The 24585-nt window shown below is 64.2% G+C and carries 25 protein-coding genes and 1 other RNA gene; 11 read left to right on the plus strand and 15 right to left on the minus strand.

Annotation, left to right across the window (positions count from 1 at the left end; translation table 11 throughout):
* Positions 1–44: 44 nt before the first annotated feature.
* Positions 45–815: a sulfite exporter TauE/SafE family protein gene (locus tag N1058_RS11640; protein ID WP_265517706.1), complete on the minus strand. Its 771-nt coding sequence runs from the start codon at positions 813–815 to the stop codon at positions 45–47.
* A 259-nt stretch (positions 816–1074) separates the two neighbouring features.
* Here N1058_RS11640 and N1058_RS11645 point away from each other — a divergent pair, with 259 nt between their 5' ends.
* The 4 genes from N1058_RS11645 (at position 1075) to N1058_RS11660 (ending at position 4321) form a co-directional block, all read left to right on the plus strand.
* Positions 1075–1728 carry a thiamine phosphate synthase gene (locus tag N1058_RS11645; RefSeq protein ID WP_265517707.1) on the plus strand — a complete coding sequence of 218 codons (654 nt, stop codon included), beginning with the start codon at positions 1075–1077 and terminating at the stop codon, positions 1726–1728.
* A complete protein-coding gene (locus N1058_RS11650) occupies positions 1728–2696 on the plus strand; it encodes a tetratricopeptide repeat protein (protein WP_265517708.1) in 969 nt (322 codons plus the stop codon). The genes N1058_RS11645 and N1058_RS11650 overlap by 1 nt, the downstream gene beginning before the upstream one ends.
* 223 nt (positions 2697–2919) lie before the next feature.
* Positions 2920–3483 carry an elongation factor P gene (gene efp / locus N1058_RS11655; RefSeq protein WP_265517709.1) on the plus strand — a complete coding sequence of 188 codons (564 nt, stop codon included), beginning with the start codon at positions 2920–2922 and terminating at the stop codon, positions 3481–3483.
* A 37-nt stretch (positions 3484–3520) separates the two neighbouring features.
* Complete coding sequence (locus N1058_RS11660) at positions 3521–4321, plus strand: inositol monophosphatase family protein (RefSeq protein ID WP_265517710.1); 801 nt, start codon at positions 3521–3523, stop codon at positions 4319–4321.
* 5 nt (positions 4322–4326) lie between these two features.
* Here N1058_RS11660 and N1058_RS11665 read toward each other — a convergent pair whose 3' ends face one another.
* Positions 4327–5247, minus strand: a complete 921-nt coding sequence (locus N1058_RS11665) for an NAD-dependent epimerase/dehydratase family protein (RefSeq protein ID WP_265517711.1) — start codon at positions 5245–5247, stop codon at positions 4327–4329.
* Between the two features lie 148 nt (positions 5248–5395).
* Here N1058_RS11665 and N1058_RS11670 point away from each other — a divergent pair, with 148 nt between their 5' ends.
* The 4 genes from N1058_RS11670 to N1058_RS11685 all read left to right on the plus strand — a co-directional run bounded on the left by N1058_RS11670 (position 5396) and on the right by N1058_RS11685 (position 10689).
* The gene (locus N1058_RS11670; RefSeq protein ID WP_265517712.1) at positions 5396–6418 is read left to right on the plus strand and encodes a MotA/TolQ/ExbB proton channel family protein; all 1023 of its coding nucleotides are present in this window, start codon (positions 5396–5398) and stop codon (positions 6416–6418) included.
* Complete coding sequence (locus tag N1058_RS11675; RefSeq protein WP_265517713.1) at positions 6418–7449, plus strand: peptidoglycan -binding protein; 1032 nt, start codon at positions 6418–6420, stop codon at positions 7447–7449. The genes N1058_RS11670 and N1058_RS11675 overlap by 1 nt, the downstream gene beginning before the upstream one ends.
* Before the next feature lie 31 nt (positions 7450–7480).
* Positions 7481–8965, plus strand: coding sequence for a carboxypeptidase M32 (locus N1058_RS11680; RefSeq protein ID WP_265517714.1), 1485 nt, complete (start codon positions 7481–7483; stop codon positions 8963–8965).
* Between the two features lie 74 nt (positions 8966–9039).
* Complete coding sequence (locus N1058_RS11685) at positions 9040–10689, plus strand: FAD-binding dehydrogenase (RefSeq protein ID WP_265517715.1); 1650 nt, start codon at positions 9040–9042, stop codon at positions 10687–10689.
* A gap of 6 nt (positions 10690–10695) precedes the next feature.
* Here the strand turns inward: N1058_RS11685 and N1058_RS11690 are convergent, their stop codons facing one another.
* Complete coding sequence (locus tag N1058_RS11690) at positions 10696–12492, minus strand: ABC transporter transmembrane domain-containing protein (RefSeq protein WP_265517716.1); 1797 nt, start codon at positions 12490–12492, stop codon at positions 10696–10698.
* Between the two features lie 213 nt (positions 12493–12705).
* On the opposite strand from N1058_RS11690, the gene rpmE reads away from it, so the two are divergent.
* Positions 12706–12927 (plus strand): 50S ribosomal protein L31, encoded by a 222-nt coding sequence (gene rpmE, locus N1058_RS11695; protein WP_265517717.1) that lies wholly within the window; start codon positions 12706–12708, stop codon positions 12925–12927.
* Positions 12928–12990: 63 nt separating this feature from the next.
* Here rpmE and N1058_RS11700 read toward each other — a convergent pair whose 3' ends face one another.
* Positions 12991–13269, minus strand: coding sequence for an Rdx family protein (locus N1058_RS11700; RefSeq protein WP_265517884.1), 279 nt, complete (start codon positions 13267–13269; stop codon positions 12991–12993).
* Positions 13270–13319: 50 nt separating this feature from the next.
* A complete protein-coding gene (locus N1058_RS11705; protein ID WP_265517718.1) occupies positions 13320–14069 on the minus strand; it encodes a YebC/PmpR family DNA-binding transcriptional regulator in 750 nt (249 codons plus the stop codon).
* A 141-nt stretch (positions 14070–14210) separates the two neighbouring features.
* Here N1058_RS11705 and N1058_RS11710 point away from each other — a divergent pair, with 141 nt between their 5' ends.
* A complete protein-coding gene (locus tag N1058_RS11710) occupies positions 14211–15008 on the plus strand; it encodes an MBL fold metallo-hydrolase (RefSeq protein WP_265517719.1) in 798 nt (265 codons plus the stop codon).
* A 29-nt stretch (positions 15009–15037) separates the two neighbouring features.
* Here N1058_RS11710 and N1058_RS11715 read toward each other — a convergent pair whose 3' ends face one another.
* From N1058_RS11715 to ssrS, 4 genes are all read right to left on the minus strand, one after another.
* Positions 15038–15814 (minus strand): TerC family protein, encoded by a 777-nt coding sequence (locus N1058_RS11715; protein WP_265517720.1) that lies wholly within the window; start codon positions 15812–15814, stop codon positions 15038–15040.
* A 63-nt stretch (positions 15815–15877) separates the two neighbouring features.
* Positions 15878–16702, minus strand: a complete 825-nt coding sequence (locus tag N1058_RS11720; protein ID WP_265517721.1) for a TIGR00282 family metallophosphoesterase — start codon at positions 16700–16702, stop codon at positions 15878–15880.
* Between the two features lie 67 nt (positions 16703–16769).
* Positions 16770–17357, minus strand: coding sequence for a 5-formyltetrahydrofolate cyclo-ligase (locus N1058_RS11725; RefSeq protein ID WP_265517885.1), 588 nt, complete (start codon positions 17355–17357; stop codon positions 16770–16772).
* Positions 17358–17437: 80 nt separating this feature from the next.
* Positions 17438–17594, minus strand: a non-coding RNA gene (ssrS, locus tag N1058_RS11730) — 6S RNA.
* Between the two features lie 112 nt (positions 17595–17706).
* Between ssrS and N1058_RS11735 the strand changes: the two genes are divergently transcribed.
* Positions 17707–18153 (plus strand): GNAT family N-acetyltransferase, encoded by a 447-nt coding sequence (locus tag N1058_RS11735; protein ID WP_265517723.1) that lies wholly within the window; start codon positions 17707–17709, stop codon positions 18151–18153.
* Positions 18154–18180: 27 nt separating this feature from the next.
* Here N1058_RS11735 and N1058_RS11740 read toward each other — a convergent pair whose 3' ends face one another.
* The 6 genes from N1058_RS11740 to hemC all read right to left on the minus strand — a co-directional run bounded on the left by N1058_RS11740 (position 18181) and on the right by hemC (position 24473).
* Entirely contained in the window at positions 18181–18975 is a 795-nt protein-coding gene (locus N1058_RS11740) for a glutamine amidotransferase (RefSeq protein ID WP_265517724.1), read from the minus strand.
* Positions 18972–19445 carry a tellurite resistance TerB family protein gene (locus N1058_RS11745; RefSeq protein ID WP_265517725.1) on the minus strand — a complete coding sequence of 158 codons (474 nt, stop codon included), beginning with the start codon at positions 19443–19445 and terminating at the stop codon, positions 18972–18974. The genes N1058_RS11740 and N1058_RS11745 overlap by 4 nt, the downstream gene beginning before the upstream one ends.
* 127 nt (positions 19446–19572) lie before the next feature.
* Entirely contained in the window at positions 19573–21234 is a 1662-nt protein-coding gene (locus tag N1058_RS11750; RefSeq protein WP_265517726.1) for a heme biosynthesis protein HemY, read from the minus strand.
* 10 nt (positions 21235–21244) lie between these two features.
* Positions 21245–22678 carry a COG4223 family protein gene (locus N1058_RS11755; RefSeq protein ID WP_265517727.1) on the minus strand — a complete coding sequence of 478 codons (1434 nt, stop codon included), beginning with the start codon at positions 22676–22678 and terminating at the stop codon, positions 21245–21247.
* Positions 22679–22833: 155 nt separating this feature from the next.
* Positions 22834–23544, minus strand: coding sequence for a uroporphyrinogen-III synthase (locus tag N1058_RS11760; RefSeq protein WP_265517728.1), 711 nt, complete (start codon positions 23542–23544; stop codon positions 22834–22836).
* Entirely contained in the window at positions 23544–24473 is a 930-nt protein-coding gene (gene hemC, locus N1058_RS11765) for a hydroxymethylbilane synthase (RefSeq protein ID WP_265517729.1), read from the minus strand. Before hemC ends, N1058_RS11760 begins: the two co-directional genes overlap by 1 nt.
* Positions 24474–24585 lie beyond the last annotated feature (112 nt).

Here is a 24585-nt window from a genome sequence, read left to right on the forward strand (position 1 = left end):
CCAACGTCTTTCCGCCTTTTAAGCATAAGCGCTGGATGCCGTCACTAGAACCAAATGCTGACCACGCCGTCGTGAATCAGCTTTACTGCGACGATCAGCACCATCGCATACATGAACGGATAGAAAACTTCCGGGCGCATGCGCTTGATGATCCACACGCCGGCCAGCGTGGCCAGCGGCGCCAGAGGCATCAGCATGAACGATGCGGTCAGATTGGTCGTGTCGAACTGGCCGAGCGCGAAATAGGGGACGAGCTTCACCGCATTGACCACGGCGAAGAAAATCACGCTCGTCCCGGTAAACAGCTTCGGATCCTGCTTCAGCCGGAGCGTATAGACCTGATAGGGCGGTCCGCCGGCATGGGCCACGAAACTGGTGAAACCGGCGACCGCGCCCCAGAAGGCGCCCATGAACCGGTTGTGGCTGCCGATGCGCTCCAGCCCGCCCAGCTTGTCCGTCGCCCAGCGCAGAAAGAACAGGAGCGCGATGATGCCGACGATCAGCCGCACATGCCCCTCCGTCACCACCGCGGCGGTCCACCAGCCGACGGCGATGCCTAGCATCGCCCCGGGCAGCATGATCGCAAGCGTCCGGCGGTCGAACACCCCGCGCCATGCCCACAGCGACACCATGTCCATCACGATCAGGATCGGCAGCAAGATGGCCGCCGCCTGAACCGGCGACACGGCGAAAGCGAGCAGGGGAACGCCCAACAGCGCCATGGCACCGCCGAAGCCGCCCTTCGACATCCCGACGAGCACGACGGCGGGAATTGCGGCAGCGTAGAAGAAGGGATCCGTGAGAATGGGCGACATGTTGAACTGGCTGATTGCCTATAGCATTTTGCAGTCAGGTGCGATCACCCGACATCCGCATACATGCGGAAAAACAAGAAGATGGAGCGCCCTTTGTGCAGTCGGATGGACGCATGGCGCTCCAGCGGCATAAACGCTTTCAGCCCTTTTGACGAGGCCGGGCCGCGAATAAATCGCAATTCGCTTGTTTCCGCGCCTGACATTGGACTATGCCCCAATAGAGCCAAGATCGCCCGTAAATAACGGCCGCAGGAAAAACATGACCGAAACATCGACGCCCCAACGCTGCCGCCTCGTGCTGATCGCCCCGCCGGACGCCGATCCGGCCCGTGTCGGCGCGGCCTTGTCTGCCGGCGACGTGGCATCCCTGCTCATTCCCGACTATGGCATCGACGAGGCGATATTCGAAGGCGTGGCCGAGCGGCTTTGCCGGCTCGCGCAGGAACATGGCGTGGCCGCCATCGTTGCCGGTTCGCCGCGGGTCGCCACGCGCATACACGCCGACGGCATCCATTTCGAAGGGCCCAAGGACGAGCTGGCTGAACTGGTCGCGAAGTACCAGGAGCGCATGGCCGTGGGGGCCGGCGGCGCCAAGAAGCGCGACGAGGCGCTCGAACTCGGCGAAACCCAGCCCGACTACATGTTCTTCGGCCGTTTCGGCTACGACAACAAGGAAGAGCCGCACCCGCGCAATCTTTCGCTTGGCGCCTGGTGGTCGGAGATGATTGAGATACCGGCGGTCGTGCTCGCAGGCTCGACCATCGCCTCCATCCGCGCGGTCGCCGAAACGGGCGCCGAGTTCGTCGCGGTCGGCAATGCGGTTTTCGAGATCGGCGTCGATCCGGCTGAGCGTCTGGCGGAAGCAAATGAGCTGCTCGACCGGCACGCGCCCCAATGGGAGCAGATCGGCTGATGCGCACTGTCCCGTTCCTGATGCTTGCCGCACTCGCCCTGTGCCAGTCGCTGCCCGCGTCGGCTCAGGACAGAGATGATCGCCTGGGTACATCCGGCACCGACAAAGCGGTTCCCGAGGTCGACCCCAACCGCTTCGGCGACGTCAAGGATGAAGCTTTCGGCGCATACCAGCGCGGCTACTATCTCACCGCCCTCGACCTTGCCCGCCCACGCGCCGAAGCCGGCGATCCCGCCGCCCAGACCCTTATCGCCGAGATCCATGCCCGCGGCCTCGGCGTCCCGCGCAACGCCGACGAGGCTGCGAAGTGGTATGCGAAGGCCGCCGAGCAGGGCGTGCCGGAAGCCCAGCTCCAGTACGGCCTGATGCTTCTCGATGGCCGCTTCGTCGAGCAGGATACCGAGAGGGCCCGCACTCTGCTGGAAGCGGCGGCCGAAAGCGACCATCCCTTGGCCCAGTTCAACTACGCTCAGCTTCTCATGCGCGAGGGATCCGGCCCGCAGGGCGAAGAGGAAGCGGTCGAGTTTTATGAAAATGCCGCCAGGGCCGGCTTACCGGACGCGCAATACGCCATGGCGCAGATCAAGGCCAATGGCGTCGGCGGCATCGAGCCGGATCAAGTGGAAGCCCGCCGCTGGCTCGAACGCGCAGCCAAGCGGAATTACGATACCGCCCAGCTCGATTTCGGCACATGGCTGGTCGAGGGGCGCGGTGGCGAGGCTGATCCCGAGGAGGGTTTCGCCTGGCTGAAGCGCGCTGCCGAGGGCGGCAATGTCGCCGCCCGCAACCGCCTCGCCAAGCTCTACCGGGCAGGCGTCGGCATCGAGGCCGACCCGGTGGAAGCTGCCGCCTGGTACATCCTGGCCCGCCGCGCCGGGCTGGTGGACCGAGAGATGGAAAGCTTCATGGACGGCCTCACCCAGGATCAGACCAAACAGGCGCTGGAACGGGCCAGCCGAATGCGCTGATCTCCATTTTTCAGAGCAAAAATGGCGAGGCCGACCGGCCGTCGGCACTCGTGCGTCGCAAGCCAGGGGCGCGGATACGCCCGCCCCGCGCTTGAGGGACAAAAAAGAAGGGTAGCCGGGTTCGCCCGATTACCCCGGCTCGTCTTGCCTCTTTTAGGATTTTATGGTCTTGGAGGCGCCGAACGGGGCACATGCAGCACCCACTCTATCAGGACACGTCAGAATGAAGATCAACGGCAACGAAATCCGTCCCGGCAACGTCATCGAGCACAATGGCGGCCTCTGGGTGGCGGTGAAGACCAACGCGGTGAAGCCCGGCAAGGGTGGCGCCTACAATCAGGTTGAGCTGAAGAACCTGATCGACGGCACCAAGCTCAACGAGCGCTTCCGCGCCGCGGAGACCGTCGAGAAGGTGCGTCTGGAGCAGAAGGACTTCACCTATCTCTACGAGCAGGGCGACGCGCTCGTCTTCATGGATGCAGAAAGCTACGAGCAGCTTGAACTCCAGAAGGATTTCGTCGGCGACCGCTCCGCCTTCCTGCAGGACGGCATGACGGTGACGGTGGAGCTTTACCAGGACAAGCCCATCGGCGTTTCGCTTCCCGATCAGGTCGTGCTCCAGATTTCCGAGGCCGACCCCGTGATCAAGGGCCAGACCGCGACTTCCTCCTACAAGCCGGCAACGCTGGAGAACGGCATCCGCGTAATGGTACCGCCCTTCATCTCCTCGGGCGAAAAGATCGTCGTCGACACCAACGAAATCACCTATATCCGCCGCGCCGACTAAGCGCCCGGACCACTCAAGAGAACAAGGACCGACCCCTATGGCGCGTTCGGCGATCATCAATGTCATGGTTCAGGCCGCTATGAAGGCCGGGCGCTCGCTCGCCCGCGACTTTGGCGAAGTGCAGAACCTGCAGGTTTCGCTGAAAGGCCCCGGCGATTATGTCAGCCAGGCCGACCGCAAGGCCGAGCAGATCGTCCATGACGAGCTTGCCAAGGCACGCCCCGGCTATTCCTTCCTGATGGAGGAAAGCGGCACGGTGACGGGGGACGATCCGCAGCACCGCTGGATCGTCGACCCGCTCGACGGCACAACCAATTTTCTGCACGGCATCCCGTTGTTCGCGGTGTCCATCGCCCTCGAACGCCAGGGCCAGATCGTCGCGGGGGTGATCTACAATCCCGCCATGGACGAACTCTACACGGCCGAGCGCGGTGGCGGCGCTTTCTTCAACGACCGCCGCATGCGCGTTGCCGCCCGCAGCCAGATGAGCGACGCGGTGATCGGCACCGGCATTCCTCACCTGGGCCGCGGCCATCACGGCAAGGCGCTTCTCGACCTGCGCAACGTCATGGGCGAGACGTCCGGAATCCGCCGCATGGGTGCGGCCGCGCTCGACATGGCCTATGTCGCGGCTGGCCGTCTGGACGGTTTCTGGGAAGACAGCCTCAGCCCGTGGGATACGGCAGCCGGCATCCTGATGGTGCGCGAGGCGGGCGGTTTCGTGACCGACCGCGACGGCAAGCAGCACATGTTCGACACCGGCTCGATCATTTGCGGCAACGAAGCCATCCACCGCAGCCTTCTCAAGCTGCTCCAGAAGCCCGCCCCGACCGCCTGAGCGGTTCAACGCTCCGCACTGCGCTTCGCCATATATGCCTTTCCGCAGGCAGTGATGGCGGCGCGGGCATCCATTGGTTGCTTCCACTCGAACGCCCGGCAAAAAGCTGCCGCATCCACCTTCAGGTCGCCAAGAAGCTGTTCCGCCATCGCGCCCTTGCCGGCAAGCCGCAGCCCTGCCGCGAGCAGATCTGGCGGCGCGGGAAGCAGCCGGCGCGGCAAGCCCATGCCGTCACGCAGCAAGCCAGCGATCTCGGCAATCGCCACGCTTTCCCTATCCGCTACTTCGTATACGCCCGTCCCCTTGCTCCGAATCCCGCCTTCGACGGCAGCAGCAATCGCATCGCAAAGGTTGTCGACGGCGCAAAGCGTGCGCGCATTGTGCACCGAGGCAAACGGCAGCGGCAAGCCCGAGGCGGCAAGCCGCATGAGCTTCGCCCAATTGCCCGGCGCATCGGGCCCGTAGACCAGCGGCGGCCTCAGCGCTATACCCGTCCGTCCCTCGGCACCACCGAAACGCCTGACATGCGCTTCGCCGGCCAGCTTCGAACGGGCATAGGGCGACGCCGCGCCCGGCTGCCCCTCGGCCTCCCTCGCCGCAATGCTGCTCATGAAGACCAGTGCCGTCACACCCGCTGCTTCGCAGCCCTCGGCCAATCGGGCTGTGCCGGCGTCGTTGACCTGGAAGAAGACCTGTTCATCCTCGACCTTGCCATGCGCCGGCCCCGCGAGATGAACGACCGTATCAACGTCGCGGAGCGCACCGCTCCAGTCCGTGCGACCGTCGATGGAGCCTATGACGACACTATCCGGCGCGCCGCCACATGAACGCACGGCCAGCCGCAAGCGATGGCCGCGCGCGGCGAGATGTCTCGCCGTATGCCTGCCCACAAAGCCGGTTGCACCCGTCAGGAGGATCGTCGCCATGAAATTTCCGGCCTTTTTCGTCGTTCTCTTGGCATTGCCCCAGCATGACAGGGCAAAGGCGCTTATGCGGTGATTGCTTATTTCAATTTGGTCACAATTACGTTTAGAGTCACCGCCAAACTCAGGCTAAACCAGATTCGAGGAACGTATGGCCTTGCTGAGATCGCTTGGGGCGGACCGTCTTGCCACCGACGATGCCTATGACCCCAGGGGCCTGTCGAGCCCGCAGGTCTTCCTCTATTCGATGCTGGTCTTTCTGGCGATATCGGGCTTCGTCGCCGCGATTCTCTATCGCCAGATTTCCGTCGCCTTTCAGAGCAATCCCGGCCTGAACGGCCTCATCCTCGGTGTTCTGGCCATCGGCATCCTGCTGGCGATGCAGCAGGTCATCCGCCTTTTCCGGGAAGTGCGCTGGGTGAACTCCTTCCGGATGGGATCGGAGGCCACCGAGCCGGTTCTCCTGGCGCCCATGAAAGCGCTCCTGAGCCGCTCGTCGACCATGGCGCTGTCGACCAGCTCCATGCGCTCGATCCTCGATTCCATTGCAACCAGACTGGACGAAAGCCGCGACACGTCGCGCTATCTCATCGGCCTGCTGGTATTTCTCGGCCTTCTCGGCACTTTCTGGGGCCTGCTTCAGACCATCGGCTCCATCGGTGATACGATCCAGTCACTCGATCCGGGTACCGGCAGCACCAACGACATTCTGGAATCGCTGAAATCCGGCCTTTCCGCGCCGTTGGCGGGCATGGGCACCGCCTTTTCATCGTCCTTGTTCGGCCTTTCCGGCTCGCTCGTCCTCGGTTTTCTCGATCTCCAGGCCGGCCGCGCCCAAAACCGTTTTTACATCGAGCTGGAAAACTGGTTGTCGACCGTCACCGATCTCGGCTCCGACCTCACGGCAGGTTCCAAGGAAAGCGAGGCCAGCGACGAGCTCAAGGCAATGGCCGAAAAGCTGCGGACCATGCAGGAGGGCGGCGGCGGCTCCAACCCCCGCACCGCCGCCGCCATGGCGCAGCTTGCCGAAGGAATTTCGGGCCTGGTCAAGAACATGCGTCAGGAACAGCAGATGATGCGGGATTGGGTCGAAGCCCAGGCGGGCGAGCAAAAGGCCCTGCGCGAAACGCTTGAAAGCATCGCCGCCTCACTCAAGAAGCGGGAAGGCGGCTGATGGCGCTTGCCCGTTCGCGCCGCCGCCCCGGAGGCGTCGACTACTGGCCCGGCTTCGTCGACGCCATGGCGACGCTGCTGCTCGCCATCATGTTCCTCCTGTCGGTGTTCGTGCTGGCGCAGTTCTTCCTGAGCCAGGAGATAAGCGGCAAGGACACCGTGCTCGAGCGCCTGAATGCACAGGTCAACGAACTGACCCAGATGCTCGCGCTGGAGCGCGCCAACACGCAGGATGCCGAGGACGCGCTCGCCGATTTGCAGGCTTCCCTTGAAGAGGCGCGGGCCGAGAAATCCCGCCTTGAACAATTGCTGTCGTCGGATGCGGGCCGCACCCAGCAGGCGGCGGAGCGCATTGGCGTCCTGACGGATGAGCTTGCCGACGAACGCCAGGTGAGCCAGCGCGCGCTCTCGCAGGTGGAGCTTCTCAACCAGCAGATCTCCGCGCTGAGGAAGCAGATCGGTGCGCTGGAAGCCGCGCTCGAAGCGTCCGAACAGCGCGATGTAGAATCGCGTACCAAGATCGCCGACCTTGGCCGCCGCCTCAATGTCGCGCTCGCCCAGCGCGTACAGGAGCTTAACCGCTATCGATCGGATTTCTTCGGCCGGTTGCGCGAGATCCTTTCCGACCGCGAGAACATTCGCATCGTCGGCGACCGCTTCGTGTTCCAGTCGGAAGTGCTCTTCCCCTCCGGCGCCACGGAGATCAACGAGAGCGGCAGGGAAGAGATGCAAAAGCTGGCCGACGCCCTTATCGACCTGCAGGAGGAGATCCCGCCGGAAATCAATTGGGTCCTGCGCGTCGACGGCCATACGGACGATGTGCCTCTTTCCGGCACCGGGCGCTTCCGTGACAATTGGGAGCTTTCCACCGCGCGCGCCACCTCGGTGGTCAAGTTCCTCATCGGGCAGGGCGTACCGGCAGATCGCCTGGTGGCCGCCGGGTTCGGCGAGTTCCAGCCGCTCGACCCCGCCGACACGCCGGAAGCACGCGCCAAGAACCGCCGGATAGAACTGAAATTGACCGAACGCTGAAATTTAACCGCGCCATCATTGCGAGAACACCATGTCTTTCCAGAAACTCGATGAACTTGGCCGCAGCCTCGGCGCGCTTGAGCACGCGTTGGCGATCCTCGGGGCGGACGAGGCGACCCAGATGGCCGTGGGCGGCGGCGAGGCCCGCGCCGAAGCCATGTCGGCGCTCGCCGGCATGCATCACCGGCAGGCCACCGCGCCGGAAATCGCCGATTGGCTGAATGCCGCGGAAAACGAAATGCTGGAGCCCGATCATGCGGCCGCGGTACGGGAATTCCGCCGCGAATACACCAACCGGACATGCCTGCCGACCGAATTCGTCGAGCGCCAGATGCGCACCCGCATGCGCTGCGAGCAACTCTGGCGCGACCTGCGCCCCAAGGGCGATTGGGCAGGTTTCCTGCCGGCGCTCGAAGGCGTGATCGAGTTCGCGCGCGAGGAGGCGGCGCTGCGGGCCGATGCGACCGGCCTTTCCCCCTACGATGCCATGATGGAGCAGTTCGACCCGGGCAATCGCGTGGCGGAAATCGCCCCGCTCTTCGCCGAACTCAAGTCATTTCTGGTCGATTTCGTCCCGAATGCGCTCGAAGCGCAGCAGAACCGGCTGGAAAAGACGCCGCTCCGCCCGCTTTCAGGAGCTTATCCGGTGGAAAAGCAGCGCGAGCTGGGCCTGGCGATGATGACTGCGGTCGGCTTCGACGTCACCCGCGGCAGCCTTTCGGTCTCGCACCATCCCTTCTGCGGCGGCGTGCCCACCGATGTGCGCATCACCACCCGCTATCGCTCGAACGAGTTCCTCTCTGCGCTGATGGGCACGCTGCACGAAACGGGCCATGCCCTATATGAACAGAACCTGCCGACCGAATGGGCTCATTGGCCGCTCGGCAAGGCGCGCGGCATGGCCATGCATGAAAGCCAGAGCCTGTTCGTGGAAAAGCAGATCGGCCGCAACCCGGCATTCTGGGAATGGGCCTTGCCGGTCGTCGAAAAACACCTGGGCGAACAGTGGGAAAAGGATGAGATCCTCGCCCATGTCCACTATGTGGAGCGCGGGCTGATCCGCGTCGACGCCGATGAAGTCACCTATCCGCTGCATGTCATCCTGCGTTTCGAGATCGAGCAGGAGTTGATCGACGGCAGCCTCGCAGCCAAGGACCTGCCCGAGGCATGGGATGCGCGCATGCGCGACTTTCTCGGCCTTTCCATCATCGACACGCCGCAGGACGGGCCAATGCAGGACGTGCACTGGCCTTCCGGCGCTTTCGGCTACTTCCCGTCCTACACGCTGGGCGCCATCATCGCCGCCCAGCAGTGGGCGGCCATCGAGCGGGAAATGCCGGACGTGAACCAGCAGATCGCCCGCGGCGACTTTGAGGCGGTCAATGCATGGCGACGAAAGCACGTCTGGTCGCAGGCCTCGCTCTGGACGACGCCGGAACTGGTCGAGCGCTCGACCGGCGAGCCGCTGAACGTCGCCCACTTCCGCAGGCACCTCGAAAAGCGCTACGGCGCGTGACGCGCGTCCCCTTGCCCGCCTGGGCATTCCATCCGACAGTACATCAGGTGACCTTGCAATAGATCGGGGGCGGGATGGGCAACGATGCGGATGCCATAATCGTGGGCGGAGGCCTTGCCGGCCTGGCTGCAGCGGCCGAACTCGCCGACCGCGGTAAACGCGTCATCCTGCTGGAGCAGGAAGGCTTTCTTGCCGGTCAGGCGCACTGGTCGCTGGGCGGTCTCTTCATGGTCGACACGCCGGAACAGCGGCGTATGCGCATTCGCGACAGCCGGGACCTCGCCCTTTCCGACTGGATGGGATCGGCGGGCTTCGACCGGCAGGAAGACCATTGGCCGCGGAAGGTCGCCGAAGCCTATGTAGAGTTTGCCGCCGGCGAGATGCGCTCCTGGCTGCGCCAGATGGGCATGCGCTGGTTTCCCGTCGTCGGCTGGGCCGAACGCGGCGGAGCCTTCGCCCATGGTCACGGCAATTCCGTCCCACGCTTCCACATCACCTGGGGCACGGGGCCGGGCGTCGTGGAGCCCTTCGCGCGCCGCGTCCGCGAACAGGAAGAGACCGGAAGGATCACGGTCCGGCTCCGCCATCGCGCCACCCGCATATCCAAGACCCGCGGCGTCGTATCGGGTGTCGCCGGCGACCTTCTGGAGCCGTCGGCCGTCGCCATCGGCCAGCAGTCCGGCCGGACCGTCATAGGCGATTTCGCATTCAGCGCCCCAATCGTCATCGTCGCTTCGGGCGGCATCGGCGGCAATCTGGATCTCGTCAGGAAAAATTGGCCGGTGGAAAGGCTGGGCCCGGCACCGAAAACGATGGTCGCGGGCGTACCGCACCATGTCGATGGTCGCATGATCGGCGTGACCGGAAAGGCCGGCGCGGCAACCATCAACACTGATCGCATGTGGCATTATACCGAAGGCCTGCGCAATTTCGCGCCGATCTGGCCGAACCACGGCATCCGCATCCTGCCCGGCCCTTCCTCCCTGTGGTTTGATGCGCGCGGCGACAGGCTTCCGGCCCCCTGCCTGCCGGGATTCGATACGCTGGCGACGCTGAAGCATATCCTTTCCACCGGCTTTGAGTATTCCTGGTTCGTCCTGACCCAGAAGATCATCGAGAAGGAGTTCGCTCTGTCCGGATCGGAGCAGAACCCGGACCTGACCTCGAAAAGCTGGCTGCAGGTGCTGAAGAGCCGGCGCGGCAAGGGCGCTCCGCCTCCCGTCGAGGCTTTCAAGGAAAAGGGCGAGGATTTCGTCGTGCGCGACACCATTGCCGAATTGGTGGCCGGTATGAACGCGCTCACCGGCAACGGCCTTCTCGATGCCGGCCACATCGAACGCCAGATCGCCGCCCGCGACCGCCAGCTTGATAACCCGTTTGCGAAGGACATGCAGATCACCGCCATCCGCGGCGCCCGCGCCTATCTGGGCGACCGGCTCATCCGCACGCCCAAGCCCCATGCCATACTGGACGCGGCCAACGGGCCGCTGATTGCCGTCCGGCTCAATGTCCTGACGCGCAAGACGCTCGGCGGCATCCATACGAATCTTCACGGCCAGGCGCTGGATGCTGCCGGAAAGCCCGTGCCGGGCCTTTATGCGATCGGCGAGGCCGCCGGCTTCGGCGGCGGCGGCTATCACGGCTACAAGGCGCTGGAGGGAACGTTTCTCGGCGGCTGCATTTTCACCGGGCGAAATGCCGGACGTCACGCCGCTGCGAATTGAAGCGCCCTACTCCGCCGCGCCCTTGAACACGTCCGCGCCGGCCTCGAACTGCAGGCTGGCCAGGCGCGCATAGGCGCCGCCGCGTGCCACGAGTTCGGCGTGGCTGCCCTCCTCGATGATGCGCCCGTCATCCATCACCAATATCCGGTCCGCCTTCAATACGGTGGCGAGGCGATGAGCGATGACGATGGTGGTGCGCCCTTTCATCAGTTCCTCCAGCGCCTGCTGAACCAGCGTCTCGCTTTCCGAATCGAGAGCCGAAGTCGCTTCGTCGAGGAGCAGGATCGGCGCATCCCGCAGGATCGCCCGGGCGATGGCCACGCGCTGGCGCTGCCCGCCCGAAAGGGTGATCCCGCGTTCGCCGACGGCGGTATCGTAGCCCTCGTCCAGTTGCTGGATGAACTCGTGCGCGTGGGCGGCCCTGGCAGCGGCAGCGATCTCGTCACGCGAAGCGCCGGGCCGGCCGAAAGCGATGTTTTCGGCGACACTGCAGGCGAATATCGTGACATCCTGCGGCACGATGGCCATGCGCCGGCGCACCGCCGAAGGGTCGGCTTCCCGCACATCGACCCCATCGACCAGGATTGTCCCCCGAACAGGATCGTAAAAGCGCAGAAGCAGCGAGAACACCGTGCTCTTGCCTGCACCCGAAGGCCCCACGATCGCCACGGTTTCGCCCGGCTCGACGTCGAAGGAGAGCCGATGCAGGGCAGAGCGTTCCGGCCGCGCCGGGTAGGCGAACTCGACATTACGGAATGACACCGCGCCCATGGCCGGCTCCGGCAGCGCCTTCGGGTTCTCCGGCTTGGTGATGGCGGCGTGCTCGTCGATGAGTTCGCCCATGCGCTCGGCGGCGCCTGCTGCCTGCGACAGTTCGCCCCAAACCTCGGAGAGCGCGCCTAGCGCGCCGGCGGCCAGTACGGCGTAGAGCAGAAACTGGCCGAGCGTGCCCGGCGTCATCGTGCCGGCCAACACCTGATGCGATCCGAACCACAACACCGCGACCACCGAGGCGAACGTCGTGAAGATCGCGAAGAACGTCAGGATCGAACGCGCCAGGATGGATTGGCGCGCCGCCTGGAAAGCCTGCTCCACGGCCTCGCCGAAGCGCCGGGCGACGCTTTCCTCGCTGGTGAAGGCCTGCAGCACCCGCACCGCGCCGATCTGCTCGCCGGCGAACGCGGACGCTTCGGCGAGCGTGTCCTGCGCATGGCGCGAACGCCGCCGCACGGAGCGTCCGAAGGCCACGAGCGGCAGGACGATGAGCGGAATGGCCACCACGACGAGCGCCGAAAGGCTGGGGCTGGTGATCGCCATCATGACCACCGCGCCAAGCCCCATCAGCGTGTTGCGCAGGGCGACCGAGGCCGTGGCGCCGACCGCCGACTTGATCTGCGTCGCATCCGCCGTCAGCCGCGAGACGATCTCGCCTGACTGGGCCTTGTCGAAGAAGGCCGGCGAAAGACGGGTAACACGCTCGAAGACGTCGCGCCGGAGATCTGCCACCACCCGCTCGCCGAGCGTGATGACGAAATAGTACCGGCAGGCCGAAGCCAGCGCGAGCACGGCCGCCACCACGACGAGCATCGAGAAATAATTGGCGATGAATGTCCCGTCGGATTGGGAAAAGCCATGATCGATCATGCGCCGCACCGCCAAGGGCAGGGTCAGCGTGGCGCCGGCCGCCAGAAGCAGGGAAATGCAGGCGCCGACGACGAGCCGCGGGTAGCGTCGCACATAGGGCGCAAGACGCGTGAGCGGCCCAAGCGACCGCCCTTTGTCCGGCTCCGGCGCCGCCTTCATTTCCGCGCCCTCGTTTCCAGCATGTACCCATTCCTTCCGGCGCGATAAAGAATCGAAGCCCGGCGCACTTGTGTCTGTTCTGCGCCTGATGTATAGGCACGCCAACCTTTTGAAAGCCGTAGCCTTCATCGGCCGCGGCTTCAAGTTTTGAGCGTGAGCGACATTGCCGCAGCGCTGCTCATCTGAACAACCGCAGAGATTCAGGACAGAACGATGAAAGCCGACATTCATCCCGACTATCACACGATCAAGGTCGTCATGACTGACGGCACCGAGTACGAGACCCGCTCGACCTGGGGCAAGGAAGGCGACACGATGCATCTCGACATCGATCCCACCACGCACCCGGCCTGGACCGGCGGTCAGCAGACGCTGATGGACCGCGGCGGCCGCGTCTCGCGCTTCAAGAAGCGCTACGAGGGTCTCGGCGTCTAAGACACTTTGTGATCATGATTGCAAAAAAAGCCCGGGTTTGCCCCCGGGCTTTTTTGTTGCAGGTCAGGGCCTGTCTATATGCCCCAGGGCGCGGTCAGGATCGACGCGGTCGCGCACCATCTGCTTCAGCGCTTTCACATCAGGAAAGCCATCGTCACGCTTGCGGTCCCAGATCAGTTCGCCGTCGCACTCGATCTGGAAGATGCCACCCGTTCCCGGCTTCAGCGTCACCTCGGAAAGCTCGAACGAAAAGGTCGACAGCAGTTCCTGCGCCATCCACCCCGCCCGCAGCATCCAGTTGCACTGGGCGCAGTAGGTGATGACCACCTTGTGGCCACCCATGCCGGGTCCAAGCGGGCCGGGTCCCGCTGATTTGTCCGACGTCTCCGTCATCATGCGGCGCTCAGCTTGGCGAGGGTCTCGTCGTCGACCTCGAAATTGGCGTAGACGTTCTGCACGTCGTCGTCGTCCTCGAGCGTCGCGATCAGCTTGAGGATCGATTGGGCGCGGTCCTCGTCCACCGGCGTGCTCGTCTGCGGCTTCCAGATCGCCTTGACCGATTCGGCCTCGCCGAGCGACCGTTCCAGCGCCGTCGTCACATCGCCGATATCCTCGAAGGTGCAAATGATGACGTGGCCGTTCTCGTCCGATTGCACGTCTTCCGCACCGGCCTCGATGGCCGCTTCCATCACCTTATCGGCATCGCCGGCGCTGGCCGGATAGATGATCTCGCCGACCCGGTCGAACATGAAAGAGACGGACCCGGTCTCCCCCATGGAACCGCCGGCCTTGGTGAAGGCGGCGCGCACATTCGACGCGGAGCGGTTGCGGTTGTCAGTCAGCGCCTCGACGATGACGGCTACTCCGCCGGGGCCATAGCCCTCGTAGCGCACCTCTTCGTAGTTCTCCGAATCGCCGCCGGAGGCCTTCTTGATGGCGCGTTCGATATTGTCCTTCGGCATGGACTGTGCCTTGGCGTTCTGCACGGCCAGGCGCAGGCGGGGGTTCATATCGGGGTCGGGCAGGCCTGCCTTCGCGGCGACGGTGATCTCCCGCGCCAGCTTGGAAAACATCTTGGAGCGGACGGCGTCCTGACGGCCCTTGCGGTGCATGATGTTCTTGAATTGGGAATGGCCAGCCATGGGGCTCCTTCACTCGTTCTTTCGAGATTTCCAGATTGGGCCGCGTTATAGTGAAATTGCCGGACAACGTCCAGCAGTCGCACGGTCGCGCAAGCCGGCGGAATGGGTTATCATCATCCCTGTCAAAGAAGGGAGTTGCCCATGCCTGCCTTCCGCCTCGCCGCGCTTTTGATGACATTCCTGATGCCCACGTGGTATGCCGCCGCCCAGCAGGTCCGCCCCAGCACCTGCCTCGCCATGGCGCAGACATTGCCTTCGGTGATTTTCGCCAGCTTCCAAACGGCCGCAGCCGGTGACGATGTCGCCATCACCTATGCTGGACACTCGACCTACCTTATCGAAACACCGGCCGGCGTCACCATCGCCACGGACTTCTCCGGCGCCCACGGCGCCAATCCCCCGCCGCGCGTGGTCACCATGAACAAGGCCCACACCACGCATTTCACGCTGAGCCCGCCGCCGGGCGTTGAGCATGTTCTGCAGGGCTGGAACCCGGACGGCGGCAAGGCGGAGCATTCACTGCTCGTCGACGACGTCTATATCCGTAACGTCACGACCGACATCAACCGTTTCGGCACGTTCGAGGCCGACGCCAATTCCATCTTCATCTTCGAGGTTGCGGGCCTGTGCATCGGCCATCTCGGCCATCTGCACCACCGGCTGACCGACAAACACTATGCGGCGATCGGCCGGCTCGACGTGTTGATGGTGCCGGTAGACGGCGGCATGACCATGTCGCTCGACGGCATGAGCGAGATCGCGCGCCGGCTGTCCTCCTCCATCATCCTGCCCATGCACCGGCACACGACGCCGCTCAGCGCCTTCACCGGCCGGATGGGCGAAGGTTTCGACATAGACTTCCGCGAGGGCCGCTCTTTGACAGTCTCTCTCACCAGCCTGCCGAGAAGGCCGACCATCGTTGTGCTGGACGGGGTCTGACGCCGCGCGTCGTCAATACTGACAACAGCTCACTCTCCGCCCGCCTCCCGCGCGAGTTCTTCCTTCTCCCGCGCACGCTTGCGCCGCGCCATCATGTTGAGACCCTCGACCAGCGCAGAGAAACCCATGGCGGTGTAGATATAGCCCTTGGGGACGTGGAAGCCGAAGCCATCGGCGATCAGCGTCATGCCGATCATCAGCAGGAAGCCCAGCGCCAGCATGACCACCGTGGGATTGTGCGCGATGAAGCGCGACAGCGGCTCCGCAGCGACGAGCATGACGGTGACGGCGGAGATGACGGCGATGAACATGATGGCGATCTCGTCCGTCATGCCGACGGCGGTGATAATGGAATCGATCGAGAATACCAGGTCGAGCAACAGGATCTGAACGATAGCCGCACCTATGCCCATGGTCACCCGGCCGCCCACCATGTTCGCCTTGTCATCCTCCGGATCGACAGAATGGTGGATCTCCTTGGTCGCCTTCCACACGAGGAACAGGCCGCCGGCGATGAGAATGAGATCGCGCCACGAAAAGCCGTGATCGAACAGCTCGAACAGCGGATCGGTAAGCTGCACGATGATCGAGATCGTGCCGAGCAAGGCCAGACGCAGGACCAGCGCCGCACCGATGCCAAGCCTGCGTGCCCGCTTCTGCTGCTCCTTGGGCAACTTGTTGGTCAGAATCGAGATGAAGATCAGATTGTCTATGCCGAGAACGATCTCGAGCACCACCAGCGTAACCAACGCCACCCAAGCTTCCGGATGATAGATGAAGTCAAAATGCCCAGCAAGCCATTCCATAATCGCTATCCCGCCGCAAAAGGGTAAAAAGTCCCGAACAGGTAGGATGCGGAATGGGCCGCGTCAACGCCAGAAAGCAGGTACCGTCTCTTCCAGCCTGGGGCCGAGCCGAAGCGGCGCGATCTTCTCGGCAAGACCCGTCCGGTCGGATATCTCAACGCCCAGGCCGCAGATCGTCGTCGGCCCCTGCGCCGCCTCGAACCGCCCCTTCGGCACCTTGGTGGTGAAGCGGTTGAGCGGCTCCTCCTTGTCCATGCCGAGCGAGGAATCGTAGTCGCCGCACATGCCGGCATCCGAAAGATAGCCCGTGCCACCGTTCAGGATCTGGTGATCGGCGGTCGGCTGATGCGTATGCGTGCCGACGACCACGCTCGCCCGCCCGTCCACGAAATGGCCGAAGCACATCTTCTCCGACGTCGCTTCCGCATGGAAATCGATGATCACCGCATCAACCTGCTCGCCAAGCGGACACGCCGCAAGCAGGTCTTCCGCACAGGCGAAAGGATCATCGAGATCCGGCTGCATGAAGACGCGGCCCATAATGTTGGCGACAAGCACGCGCGCGCCGTTCTTCGCCATATAGACACCCGAGCCGCGCCCTGCCGCTCCTTTCGGGAAATTGGCCGGCCGCAGGAACCGCTCCTCGCGGGGAGCAAAGGACAGCGCCTCGCGCTGGTCCCAGACGTGGTTGCCCGTCGTCACCACGTCGGCTCCCGCCGAAAGCGTATTCTGGAAAATCTCCTCGGTGATGCCGAAGCCACCCGCCGCGTTCTCGCCGTTCACGACAACGAAATCGAGCCGCAGATCGGAAATCAGACCGGGAAGCTTTTCCCACACCGTCGTGCGCCCCGAGCGGCCCACCATGTCGCCTAAAAACAAGAATCTCATCGCCGCCTTCTACATTATCGATCTGAAAATCGGAATTGCTTTTCGATCCACGGTCGAATCGTCGTGATCAAACCGGAACGAACCGGCGCAAGCCGCTTTCCGTCAGGATCTCAGGGATGATGACGTCATGGGGTTCCTCGGGAACTTCCGCCACCTCTTGCACGTCGAAGGCGATGCCGATCAGCCGCGGCGACCCGCCGGCGGCCTGAATGCGCGCAATTGCCCGATCGTAGTAGCCGGCGCCATAGCCGATGCGGTGGCCGCGCGCATCGAACGCGGCCAGCGGCACCAGCATCAGGTCCGGCGTCAGCTCCTGCGCTTCCGTTCCCGGTCCCTGTGTGCCGAACCCCATGTCCAGCATAGGCGCGCCACGCACCATCTCGCGGAAGATGATGGTTGTCCTGTCGAGGATCGCCGGCAGGCAAAGCTGCGCGCCACGGTCGCGCAGCGCCGCCATGAGCGGCCGCGTATCAACCTCCGACCGCATCGGCCAGAAGCCGGACACCACGGCACCCGGCTGTGGCGCGATCTCGTCTGCGTGCCCGGCAAGGTTCAACGACGTCTCGATACGCCAAGCTTCATCCAGCGCATCGCGGCGGGCGAGCGCTTCGAGGCGCAGCTTCTTTTTAAAGTCGCGTTTGGTAATGAGGGTCATTCCCGCACGATAGGCAACCTGCAACCGCAGGGAAACCCCGTCAGCGCCGGCCACTGCTTTCATTCCGACAAGGAGGGAAGATGCGATCCACGGCAACCGATGGAATGCTCGATCCCGGGAACCTACAAAGTAGGTGGGCGCCGTATGGCCAAGCCCACGGGCAAGACCAGGGACAGCTCCCTTAAGGATCGTTAAGGCCCCGGGGAATTGGATTCCTGTCGTGAGGCGCAGATCGCTCAGCCAATATAGTCCTGCGCGCTGCAATCCACCAGTGGGAAGGCACGCCTTGCGCGCACTATTTTCGATCAATAGTTTCGCCGGACGAATATTCGATGAAGGAGGGGCAAGCATGCCCGACATCACCATCCGACCGCTCGAGCCCGCCGACCAGCCAGAATGGCGGCGCATGTGGACTGCTTATCTGGAATTCTACAAGACCAGCGTGCAGGAGGAGGTTTACGCCACGACCTGGACGCGGCTCTTTGACGACGGCGAATACGAGCCCAATGGCCTGATAGCCCTGATCGACGGGGAGCCGGTGGGCCTCGTTCACTACATCTTCCATCGCACATGCTGGGCGACCGGCAACAATTGCTACCTGCAGGACCTCTACGCCGATCCTGAAGCCCGGGGCAAGGGCGTCGGCCGGGCGCTCATCGAGGCGGTCTACGAGAAAGCCGACGCGGTGGATGCCGCCAATGTCTACTGGATGACCCAGGACTTCAACGAAACCGCCCGCAAGCTCTATGACCGCATCGCAAGGCTGACACCTTTCATCAAATATCAGCGAACCTGAGGTCTTTTCTGATTGGGGCACGTCTGGTCAGGCCAGGCCGCGCCTCCCGACCTGCCTGTGATGCAGAGGTTTGCGGCCGGACTCCCGGGCGGGGTCCGTCGCTGCGACGCCCTCCCCGCCAAACACGATTTGCAGGAACTCGACCAGCCACTGCCTGAGATGCCGGTCCCAGATATACCGGCCGCCCAGATGGTCGCGACCGGGCTGGGCGCCGGGCAGCACGAAGCGATGCGCCCCGCGCACGACCCAGCGCTGCATCATCACCCGGGTGAGCTCCGCATGGAACTGCACGCCCCACGCGTTTTCACCATAGCGGAACGCTTGGTTGGGATATTGTTCGGCGGTGGCGAGCAGCTTCGCGCCCTTTGGCAGCGAAAAACCCTCGCGATGGAACTGGTAAACCATTTCCGGCCAGTGCATTAGCTGGCGGCCCTCGGTCGTCGCCCGGATCGGATACCAGCCTATCTCCACCAGGCCCTCGTCATGGCCTGTAACCTCGCCGCCCAGTTGGTTGACCAGCATCTGGGCCCCCAGGCAGATGCCCAGAAACGGCTTGTTCTCCCTCAGCGGAATGGAAATCCAGTCGGTCTCGCGCTGGACGAACTCGTCGCGGTCATTGGCGCTCATCGGCCCGCCGAACACGACGGCGCCGGCATGTGCCTCAAGCGTCTCCGGCAATGGATCGCCTAATGGTGGCCGGCGGATGTCGAGGGAAAATCCGGATGCTTCCAGCAACTGCCCCACCCGGCCTGGGCTCGACATTTCCTGGTGCAGGACGATCAGTATCCTGCCGCTATCGCCCCCGCCACGACCGTCGGTCATCCCGCTCCCTTGTCGATCCCAGCATTCTCCTGTACGCGCTGACGCATCAGCACCCGCGTCCTGGTGTCGACGCCGATCAGTTCGGCGACCCGCCAGACAAGATTATCCTCAAGCTCGTGCAGTTCGCCATCGGCAAAGACGATTTCCCACATCAGGCGCACGAATTCCGCGCGTGCCTCCACGCCCAGGTGCCGTTTCAGCACACTGGTGAACGTGTAAAGGTCGACCGCGTCGGCCTCCGCTTCCTCGCCCGCCTTGAGCAAGGCTTTCAGTTCCGAACCGCTCAGGCTGTAGGCGCGCGCGAGCGTTTCCTTCAGCCGTTTCTTCTCGCTCTCGCTACGCTCGCCGTCGGCTGCCATCACATGGATGAGCAGCGCCGCCCCCGCAACCCTCGGATCGTCAGCATCGAGGCCGGGCGCGGTCTCGCCGGCTGGCAGGTCTTTCAGGAAGGCAAGAATACGCTCGAACATCACAGGCTCAGGAATCGGGACAGGCAAAGGTTAGAATCGGACTTCGCACATGCGAAGTCCGATTGGAAAATAAATCGACCAAATGGGCTTATGGTTCCGCAAATCTGTTCCCCAGGAGCAACACTGCTCAGAACAACCGAAAGCGGGTTCCGTCCTTTTCTGTGTCCTTGGAATCCACGCCCGGATCGTCCGGCACGGGAGGGCGCAACAGCGCTCGATCCTCTTCGGCCTCGGCCAGACGTGCAAGCTCCTCGGCGGATTTATCATTACCTTCGGTCGGTTTTTTTCGCTCTTCATCCGCCCCAGCCCGCTCCGCCGGAGCCGCCGGCTGCTCTCCTCCGTTCGATCCCGCCTCTTCCTGCTCCTTTTCCGGCTCCTGCAGAACCGGCTCCGCATCGATCGCCACAGTCTCGATGTCTGCGGCGTCGTCTCGCGGGCCAGACTCGGACTGAAGCGCCGGCAGGGCGGCAAGCGCTTCTTCCGCTTCCACGACCTGCCCCAGCCGCTCCACCGGTGCACGCCATTCGACGGCATCGACGCGGCCTGTTACCGGCGAAACGGGTGCCCAGCGCTCCAGTGCCTGACCGTCCGCCACCCAGGCCGGATCGCGCGGCGCGCGCAACGCCTTGGCCAGCCAGTGGCGCACGCGCCCCTGATCGCCAGTCTCCGCCTCCTCTATGTCGGCCAAAAGGAGGAATGCGCCTTCGCGCGACTGCAGCCTGACGGCGGCCTCCGCCGCCGCGCGCGCTTCCTTGTATTCGCCGGCATCCAACGCCGCGCGACCGACGGCCAGCTCGGATTCCACATTGTTGGGCCGCAGCTTCTTCAGCTTCTTCGCCCGCGCCAGCCGGTCATGGGTGGAATCCCCGGGCCGGGCATGCACATAGACATCCGCCAGCTCCGGATGCGGCTCCTTCTTCCATACGGTCTCCAGCACCTTGGCGCCCTTGCGCAGATCGTTGAGCCGGTAGAACGCCCGTGCCGCCGTCACGGCGGCAGGCACGAAATCGGGCTGCAGCCGGTGGGCCTCCATCGCCGCGGTCTTCGCGCCGGTCGTATCGGTATCCAGCATTTCCATGGCCTTGGCGGTCAAAAGCACAGCCCGGCGGCGGGCAATGGCCTCGCGCTCAGCCTGCCTTGTCCCCTTCTGCGCCTCGACAAGCGCCAGTGCGCCCTGCCAGTCCCCTTCCTCGGCCCGTGCTTCCAGCGTGGCTTCTGCAGCCCATTGAAGCTGCGGCGCCTGGCGCGCGGCTTCCGAGGCATAGTGGCGGGCGGCTTCCCGTTCACCCAGCCTTTCAGCCTCGAGATAAAGTCCGCGAAGGCCCACGAGACGCGTTTCGGGATCGTCAGCCATGGCGGCGAACTTCTCGCGCGCCGCCTCATGGTCGCCGTCCAGCAAGGCTGCCTGCGCGTCGAGCAGGTGGATAAGCGGCTCCTGATCCGCCGAAATGAGTTTTGATGCCTGCTTTCCCATGCGCCGGGCAAGCCCCCCATCACCCGCGCCGGCGGCGATCATGCCGGTCGACAGTGCCTGGTATCCCCTGTCCCGGCGGCGCACCCGGAAATAGCGCGCGACGGCATAGGGGCTGTTCCAGATGCTGCGAAGGAGCCACCATACGATCATCACCGCCGCCACAATGGCCACGACGAGGACCGCGGCGACCATCAGCGTCACCTCATAGCGATACCCGCCGAAGGTGACGACAAGATCGCCGGGCCTTTCGGCCAGCCAGGCGAAGCCGAGGCCGAGCAGGAAGACGATCGCGATATAGAACAGGACTCGAAACATCGGCGCTTCCTCAAGCAGGCTTCAGCGCGCTGGAAAGCGCATTCTCTAGAATATCGTCGGCCGCCTGGCGCGCCCTCAACTTCTCGGCGAACGGCGCCGCGGTCTCCTTGGCTTCCGGCGGCAGCGTCTCATACTCAGCCAGCGCCTTCTCGAAATCGCCGGCCTGCACGGCCGCCTCCATCCGCGCGGCGATCGCTTCCGCGCTCTCGCCCTCCACCTCGCCTACCGGGCGCACATCGATCGCCGAACGCGCGCTTGCCATCAAACGCTCGACGAAACCCGCCGAGGGATTGGAGGCGCGGCCAAGGGCTGCGATGGCGGAGGCCGCCTCCGGCGCTTCCGCGGCCAGCTCGGCACGGGTGGGAATACCGAATTGCGCATAGGGCCGCAGCGGATCGAGCTGCGAGGCATCGGGAGCCAGGGCTGAATAGGTTTCAAGCTCGGAGGCATAGGGCTCGCCGCGCTCCACGGTGGATTTCAGTGCCGAGGCCGCGACCACCAGCGCCAGCCTCGGCCCCTCATCATTCGCGGCCACTTCCTCGGTCAGCGAATCCAGCCGCTGGCCCAGCGCCTCAACAGCCGATCTGTTCGCATCGGCCGTCTGCCGGATATCGTCGAGCGTGCCGCGCACCTGCGAGACGCTTTGCTCAAGACCGGCAACCTGCTCGGCGACTTCTCCGCCCGCACTACCTTGAGCGGCATTCTCGGACAGAGAGGAAACCCGCTCTTCCACCTCCTGGAGTTTTGCCTGCAGAGCCTGCAGGCCGGCATTTTCACCGGCCCCGCCGGAGGAAACGCTATCACGCAGGGAGGCGACATCCGAAGAAAGCTGCTCGATGCGCTGCAGCGGCTGAGCCAGCGCTTCCTGGAGGGCGCCGTCATCCTGGCTGGCCTGCGCCGGCGCGGCGCGGAGATTCTCCAGCTCCGCGCGCATGGCGGTCACCTCCTGCCGGAGGTTTTCGATTGCCGGATCCGGCGCTTCTTCCCGCTGACCTGGAACAGGCAGCACATTCGCCCATTGCAGCCCGCCGGCAAGCGCCAGCACGATCACACCACCCGCCACGCCGCCAAGAAACGCGCGGCCCGACCCGCCGGAACGGGGTTCTGCCTCGGCGCGGTGGGCCGATGCACCGCCCGCATCTGCGGATTTAGGGGCATCCTCTTTCTTTTCGCCCGCCTCTCGCGGCTTTTCGGCCGGGCTTCGACCGAATTTCCCGCGCTCGGCTTTCATTGACCGCTCGTCCCGCTTGGTGCTCGCCGAAGCGGCCTTGCCGTCATCGACGGTCTTTTCCCCGGGTGCGCCGGCTTCCGCTGGCTGCTGCGCTTCCGGTGCAGGATCCGCCTCGCCGGCATCCGTCTCCCGCTTGACCGCGTCCGGTTCCAGATCGATCGTCACCGGATCCTTTGAGGATTTCGAATGACGGGTCCTCGGCGTTTTGACCATCAGGCAGCTCCGCTGGCATTTCGTGCGCACCTCGTACGGCGCAACACCCTTCCTAGGACATGGCCCCTCAAAAGTGAAGGAAATGGTACCTTTTTCGGTTCCCCGGAGGGCATGGCCACCTTCCTGTTTTCCACACCCGATAAATTGTCAGGCGGTTATCGCGAGAGATCGTCGTCGATCAGGGACAGCATAGCCTCGTCGGTCGGCGCCGGGGCGACAAGACAGGTTTCGCGCGGAAAACGTCCCAACGCACCGGCAACCCGCTGCGAGATACATATGAAGCGCGCGGTCAGTCTTCGTCCGATAGACGCATTTTGCACCAGGAGGGAAGCAGCGAAACGGGAATGAACGAGCACGAAGTCCGGCGAGGCATCGCCCAATAGCCGTTCGACATCTGCCTCGGACAGAGGCTTAGCCAGCGTGTCATAGGTCTCGACAACAAGCGAACGGAGCCCGGCCGCCGACAATCCCGCCTCAAGCGCGTCACGCCGCACCCGGCCGCACAGGACAACGATGCCGCTACCGCGCGACACCTTCTCCGCCACGAGACGGGCAAGCGCCGCCGCATCGCCGCGATGCTCGGGCATGACATGAAGCCCTGCCTCTCGCGCCCGTTGCGCCGTCCTCGGACCGACCGCGAATGCAGGCAAACCGCTCAGTCGAGAAAGCAATTCCTCCGGCGCGTGGCGCACCGCATTGGCGCTCGTGATGGCCACGGCGTCAAACCCGGACAGATCGGGAGCGTCCGCCGGCAATGCGCGGATCTCGGTCAGCGGCAGCACAAGAGGCTGATGGCCCAGCGCTTCCAGCCGCGCCGCCGTTTCCGAGGCACCCGGCTCAGGCCGCGTAACGAGAACCCGCGCCACTAATCCCAACTGTCGAAGAATTGCGCGCCCGCCTTGTCGCGTATGCGCTTCCCGGCATCGACGCCGATCTCGGCCGCTATCCCTGCCTTGCCTTCGCCGCTGATCTCATGGCTCTGGCGACCGTCGGGGGTAAGGATGAGGCCGGAGAAGGACAGGCGATCGCCTTCCATCTTCGCCAGACCGGCTATCGGTGTGCGGCATGAACCGTCGAGCACCGCCAGGAAGGCGCGTTCGCAGGACAGCGCCGCGCCCGTCTCCTCGTGGTGGATGGCCTCCAGCATGGAGCGGATGCGCCCGTCACCTGCACGGCTCTCTATGCAGATGGCCCCCTGCCCGAGCGCCGGTGGAAAGGTTTCAGGGTCCATGATCGCGGTGGCGACATGTTCCATCGCCAGCCTCTTGAGGCCGGCCAGCGCCAGCAGCGTACCCTCGGCCACACCCTCTTCCAGCTTCCTCAGCCGCGTCTGCACATTGCCGCGAAACATGCAGACGTCGAGGTCGGGCCGCATGCGCAGTACCAGCGCCTGGCGGCGCAGCGACGAGGTGCCCAGCTTGGCGCCCTGGGGAAGGTCTTCGATTGTCTCGACCGAGCGCCCGATAAAGGCGTCCCGCACGTCCTCGCGTTCCAGGAAAGCCGTGATCTCCAACCCTTCTGGCAGAACGGTTGGCATGTCTTTCGAGGAGTGAACGGCGAGATCGATGCGGCCGTCGAGCAGCGCTTCCTCGATCTCCTTGGTGAAAAGCCCCTTGCCGCCGGCTTCCGAGAGTGGACGGTCCTGGATGCGATCGCCCGATGTCGAGATGACCACGATCTCGAAAGCCTCTTCCGGCAGGCCGTGCGCCGCCATCAGCCGGGCGCGCGTTTCGGCCGCCTGGGCCTGCGCCAGAAGGCTGCCCCGTGTGCCTATGCGAATGAGATCAGTTTGCATGCCGTCATGTCCGTGCTAACCGCACTGCCGAGATTGAAGTGCGGCCCTCTCCCTATCGCAGGAGGGGAGGTCGCGGCAACCTGAGCAGGTTCCGCAAGAATGTTCCACAATT

It is taken from the genome of Nitratireductor luteus (assembly GCF_026162365.1).
Taxonomy (GTDB): Bacteria; Pseudomonadota; Alphaproteobacteria; order Rhizobiales; family Rhizobiaceae; genus Chelativorans; species Chelativorans luteus.